Here is a 6,000-nt window from a genome sequence, read left to right as displayed (position 1 = left end):
ATTCATTTTTAGCATTTTGATATTTTTGTATTAACATTTCTTTTTGTTTATTTAATTAAATCTTTATATTCACTGTCAATCTTATTAAGATTTTCTGAGTTCATAATTTGTTCTTTTTTATTTGCAATTTCTAGAACTTCTTCAAGTTTCGCTTTGTTAGATTCTAATGTTTCTTTTTCTTTAAATAGGTCTATATATTCTTGTTTTACTTGATTAAATTTTTGGGTTCTGCGCTCTACTAAAATGTTTGCGGCTTGAAAGTTATTTAAGGCATAATTGTAATTTTCTCTAGCCTTTGTTAGCTCTTTATAAGTTTCACCAACCTTTTTTTGATTATTTATGTTTTTAGTACCAATCTTATTATTATATTCATCAAACGAAGCTCGAAAGGCTTCATAAGCAATACGAACTTGCTTTTCAGTGTCTTCTAATTTTTTAGCTACAGAAGAAATTTTTTCATTTAAATCACTAATTTGTTCAGGAACTTGTTTCAATAATTGCTGTTCAACATTATCCTTATTTTCCTTTTCACTCATAAAATAATGGTAATAATCTTGTACATCAGAAACTAAACCCTTTATTACTTCAACATCTTTAATTTCATTTTTTAGCGCTTCGTTTAATTGATTATTAATTTCATCATACTTAGATTCTAGTTTTTTAGTATCCTCTTTATATCAAGTTAATCGTTCCTCTAATTCGGATTTCCTTTCATTTATATGATCTAAATCTTGCTTTAATGATTCATATTCTTTTCGAACTTTTTCCAATTCCTTTTCTTTTTCAGCAAATTGCTCGTGTACTTTTTCATGTTTAGGTCTGAGAACAAATCTTATATAACGACCAAACTCTGCCGCCGTTTCCTTAGCAGCAATGTGCTCATTAACTGCCTTTATAAGTTGTTCATTCATGTTTTTTAATTTTTCGCTAGCTATAACTAATTGTTTATCAGATTCTTGCTTTGCTAGTTCATTTTTTGTTATGGCTTCCTGTTTTAAGAATATATCATTTTCTTTTTGCTTGATTCTTTTCTTTATTTGTTCTAATTCAGATGCTACATTTAATCTATTTTGAGTATTTTGATCTAATAGCTTCTTAGATTTTTCAAGTTGTAGTGAGGTATTTGCAAGTTTTATATCTAAATTACTAATTTCATTCTTAAATTGTTTTATAGTTTGATTAAGACTAAAATCTCTGCTAGATAATTCACCTATTTCTTGATTAGTTAAATCAAGATTTTTAATTAAATCTTTTTGTTTAATTTTAGTGTTATTTAATGTATGTTGTGCTTTTATTAGTATTTTCTTTGCAACTTCAATCTCTTGTTCCTTCTGTTTAATGATCGAAATCCTATTATTTAATAAATTTTGATTTTTATTAACTAGTGAAACATAAGTTAATGTTGCTCCAGCAGTAACTACCAGCCCTGATGCAATCGCAAGGTATATTCCTAATTTATTTTTTTAGTTCTTCTCATAAAAATAACTCCTCAATGAATAAAAAATGGATTATATTTCACCACATATTAAATTAAACTAGATAAATTTTAGTCAAGATTTTAAACCATAAGTTTATTTACGGGTGGATCTTATATGATAATTATATATAGTACGCAAAAAAAATGACTTTTGATATGTACCCTCTTTACTGGACAAATAAAAACCAGTAAGGAGGGTTATTTTTATGCGCTATGATTATGAATTTAAAAGAAAGTGTGTTGAAATGTATCGACAAGGTATATCCCCAGACACGCCTGATGGTGTTTCAAAAAAATTATTTAGAGACACAGTTCGAAAATGGGTCAGAATCGAAGATGCACGTGGACCTGAAGCATTAAAGCACAAATTACAAAATAAAGCTTGGTCTTCAGAAGAAAAGCATGAGTTAGTATCTCGAGTGCTTGCAGGAAATTCGATTAGTTCTGTTGCGATTAATGCAGGAATAAGTGAAGGAATTCTATATCAATGGGTTCGCAAATATGAAATTTATGGATATAATGGTCTTATCGATAAAAAGAAAGGGCATAAATCAAGGAATCCAGATATGAAAAAGATTAATTATAACAATCGCATAAAACTTGAAGAATCCGAATACGAAGAATTAATTCGTTTAAGAGCAGAAAATGAATATATCAAGGCAGAAAACGAAGTAATAAAAAAAAGAGATCGCCTTGAGAGAAGAAATGAAAGCTGCACTACTCAAGGCGAAAAATCAGCACTCATCAAAGAACTCCGTGAAAAAGGATATCAATTAAAACATCTTCTTAAAGCTACCCGAATGGCAAAATCAACTTATTACTTTGAGATAAATAAGGTAGATGTTGTAGAATTAAGAAACGAAGAATTATTAAATGAAATCAAAGATATCTTTAATGAACATAAAGGAAGATATGGGGTAAGGCGTATTCACCAGGAACTTTTAAAAAGAGGTTATCAGGTTAATCATAAAAGAGTTCAACGTCTTATGCATAAAGCATCTCTATTAGGAAAGCGACCAAAAGAGAAGAATCATTCTTACATGGGAGAAGTTGGAAAGATTGTTGATAATGCAATAGACAGAGACTTTCGTACAACTGCGCCTTTGCAAAAATGGACTACAGATGTATCACAATTTAACTTCTCATGGGGTAAATGTTACTTGTCCCCTATATTAGATATGCATACAAATGAAGTTGTGTCATATAACTTAGCATTACATCCAAACTTAGAACAGGTGAAGAGAATGTTGGACAATGCATTTGATAAGTTCTCAAATGTAGAAGGCTTAATATTTCACTCTGATCAAGGGTGACAGTATCAACATGCTTATTATAGAAACAGATTAAAAGAAAAAGGGATTATTCAATCAATGTCTAGAAAGGGAAACTGTTATGACAATTGTATTATGGAGGCTTTCTTTGGCAGAATGAAAAATGAGATGTATTATGGTTTTGAAAAAGACTTTGAATCTTTCCAATCTTTTTCAAAAGCTGTAGATGAATATATGAATTATTATAACAATAAAAGAATTCAGGCAAAAACAAAATGGATGCCTCCTGTAAAATACAGGAAAACATCCATTTGTGTTGCCTAGTTAATAAATATGTGTCCAGGATTCTGGGTACATATCATTTTTTGATAATTTAAGCTTATTTTTTAGCTTGTTTTCTTTCTTTCGGAGTTAATATCATTTCGAAATTCACAATAGAGTTATTTTTACTTCTTCTTTTTTCAATTAACAATAATATGACCTTATGAACAAAATAAATAGGAATAATAATTAATGGAAGGCCAAGCCCATAAGCAAGCAATGTCGGTGATGATAAAATATCCTCATATCCCTTAAATGCTATTGTTATTTTTTGAACAAGGGCAACAAGCAATAAAAATGACAATGAGAAGATAACAGATGTATAAACTTTTCAATAATATAATGGATTTGAAAGAATTATTGGTTTTTTAGACATTAAATTAACGGAGTTAAAAGCTGACGTAATACCAAGAATTAAAAAGGCAATAGTTGAAGCGGCACTAATTATTTGATCAGGCCCAAGACCCTGATTATAAGCCCATAACGCACCTAAATAATAGCCAATCATTGATATAATACCTATTAAGACGCCCTGCCATAAAATATTTATACCCATTTTATTAGCAAATATTGACTCATATTTTGAAAGAGGACGTCGATTCATATAATCCTCTTTTGTATCTTGTAGTCCTAAAGCGATGGCCGGAAAACCATGGGTAAATAAGTTAATTCATAAAAGTTGTGTCGCTGATAAAATATATATTTCTTTATTTTTCAAAACATCTCAATTATGAAATACAGCCTTAAATATCAACAATCCAAGAAAAACTAATATAATTTCAGCAACAGAAGTAATTAGCAAATTCTGAATTACATTTTTTATTTTTTGATATATTGAACGACCGTTTTTTACGGCTGAAACAATTGTCGTAAAATTATCATCAGCTAGTATCATATTGGCTGCTTGCTTTGAGGCTTCTGTACCAGTAATACCCATCGCACAGCCAATATCAGATGCCTTTAAGGCAGGAGCATCATTGACTCCATCGCCGGTCATTGCTACAACTTGATTTCTTTTTTGTCAAGCATTTACAATTCTAAGTTTATCTTCTGGCTTAACGCGAGCATAAACTGAGTATTTCTCAATATTTTGGCTTAATTCTTGATCGCTAATTTTATCTAACTCTATGCCAGTTATCGCTAGATCACCTTCATTAAAAATATTTAATTTTTTAGCAATTGAAATAGCTGTATTTATATTATCACCAGTAATCATTACTGGTTTAATACCAGCTTGACGACAAATTGAAATTGCGTCTCTTGCCTCTTCTCTAGGAGGATCAATCATAGCAACTAAACCTTCAAAATGTAAATTATTCTCTAGAAAATCAAGCTGATCACTATTATTCTTAGCTAGTAATTCCTCTAAAGTTGATTTAGTTATTTCTTTAGATGCAACCGCCAATACTCGGTATGACTCATTTGACCATTGATTATTAATATGAAAAATGCTATTTTTTTCATAAATAGTTGTTAATGTTCTATTAACTAAAACATCAGGTGCACCTTTAACGATAACTATATATTTATCGCCAACCTTATTGATAGTAGTCATCAATTTACGATCAGAATCAAATGGTCAAACATGAATACGTTTGTATTGTGATTCAAGTTTAGCCTTGGTCATAAATTTTGAATGCTTATATAATTCATATAAAAACGATGACTCTGTAGGATCGCCAACAACCTTAAATTCTCCATTATCTAGTGATAAATTTGCCTCTGAACAAAGTGAACCGTACTCAATAATTTTTAGATATTTTTCATTCATCGATGTATCACTGAGTTTTTTATTATCTGAACTAAAAATGTCAACAATTGTCATTTTATTTTGAGTTAAAGTACCTGTTTTATCAGAACAAATAACTGCACAGCTGCCAAGAGATTCAACTGCCATCAAATCCTTGACAATTGCTTGTTTCTTAGCCATTCTTTGAACTCCTATTGCCAAAATAATTGAAGTAAATGCAATTAGACCTTCAGGAATGGCGGCGACGGCTAGCGAAACTCCGTTAACAATAACTGTACTTCAAAAGGTCATTTCCTTATACAAAGAAGGGCTTGAGACAGCAAACAAAATTTGTGCTAGCATGCTACATAAAAATAATCCAAGTCCTACATATCCAAATATTTTTCCTAATTTGTTAATTTTAATTTGTAGTGGACTCATAGCCTCTTTTTGATTACTTACAAGTGATGAAATTTTACCAAGCTCGGTTTGTTGTCCAATAGCACTAACGACATAATAACCAGTTCCGCTAGCAATAATTGAAGATGAATATAACATAAATTTACGATCAGCTAAAGGTAAATCTAAATTCCTCTTGAAATTATAATCTTTTATTGCCGGTTCACTTTCACCCGTCAGTGAGGATTCAATTGACGATAAATTCGAAGAAAATAATAAATAACCATCAGCAGGCACCACATCGCCAGCTTCTAGCAATATAACATCTCCAATCGTAACATCTTTTGAATCTATTGAAATTAATATACCATCACGGATAACTTTGGCCTGCAAGGGATTTAATTTACTTAATGCATCAACAGCCTTTGCACTTTTTATTTCCTGAATTGCACCAACAAGAGAATTTGTTAAGACTACAAATAATATAATTGATGGCTCAATAAATTCAACAACTAATTCTGTATTAAAGTTTCATTGCCTATTAGATGCGCTAATAATTGCAAAAATATATGATAACAATGCAGCAAACAACAAAATAATTACAAGGATATCTTTAAATTGAGTTAAATATGTAAAAAAAGGATTTATTTTCTTTGTTTTTTTTAATTCATTTAAACCAAATGTTTCCTGGCGATGAGCAGCTTCAGCTGAAGTTAACCCTTCTTTTATCCTAGTATCTAACATATCATCATTAATTTCTGGGTATTTTTCGATCTTTTCTTTTTTCATAAGTTACCTTTTTA

Annotated in this window: 3 protein-coding genes; 1 reads left to right on the top strand and 2 read right to left on the bottom strand. The window is 30.1% G+C overall.

The window, feature by feature from the left end:
• Nucleotides 1-47 precede the first annotated feature (47 nt).
• Nucleotides 48-911 (bottom strand): hypothetical protein, encoded by an 864-nt coding sequence (locus ACWXVQ_RS02540; RefSeq protein ID WP_456013510.1) that lies wholly within the window; start codon nt 909-911, stop codon nt 48-50.
• 772 nt (nt 912-1,683) lie between these two features.
• Between ACWXVQ_RS02540 and ACWXVQ_RS02535 the strand changes: the two genes are divergently transcribed.
• Nucleotides 1,684-3,072 (top strand): IS3 family transposase, encoded by a 1,389-nt coding sequence (locus ACWXVQ_RS02535; RefSeq protein ID WP_456013509.1) that lies wholly within the window; start codon nt 1,684-1,686, stop codon nt 3,070-3,072.
• A 55-nt stretch (nt 3,073-3,127) separates the two neighbouring features.
• Here the strand turns inward: ACWXVQ_RS02535 and ACWXVQ_RS02530 are convergent, their stop codons facing one another.
• Nucleotides 3,128-5,986, bottom strand: coding sequence for a cation-translocating P-type ATPase (locus ACWXVQ_RS02530; protein WP_456013508.1), 2,859 nt, complete (start codon nt 5,984-5,986; stop codon nt 3,128-3,130).
• Between the last annotated feature and the right edge of the window lie 14 nt (nt 5,987-6,000).

Source organism: Mycoplasma sp. 527 (assembly GCF_053851595.1).
Note: the sequence above shows the minus strand (reverse complement) of the source record. Positions and strands in the feature narration are given on the sequence as shown.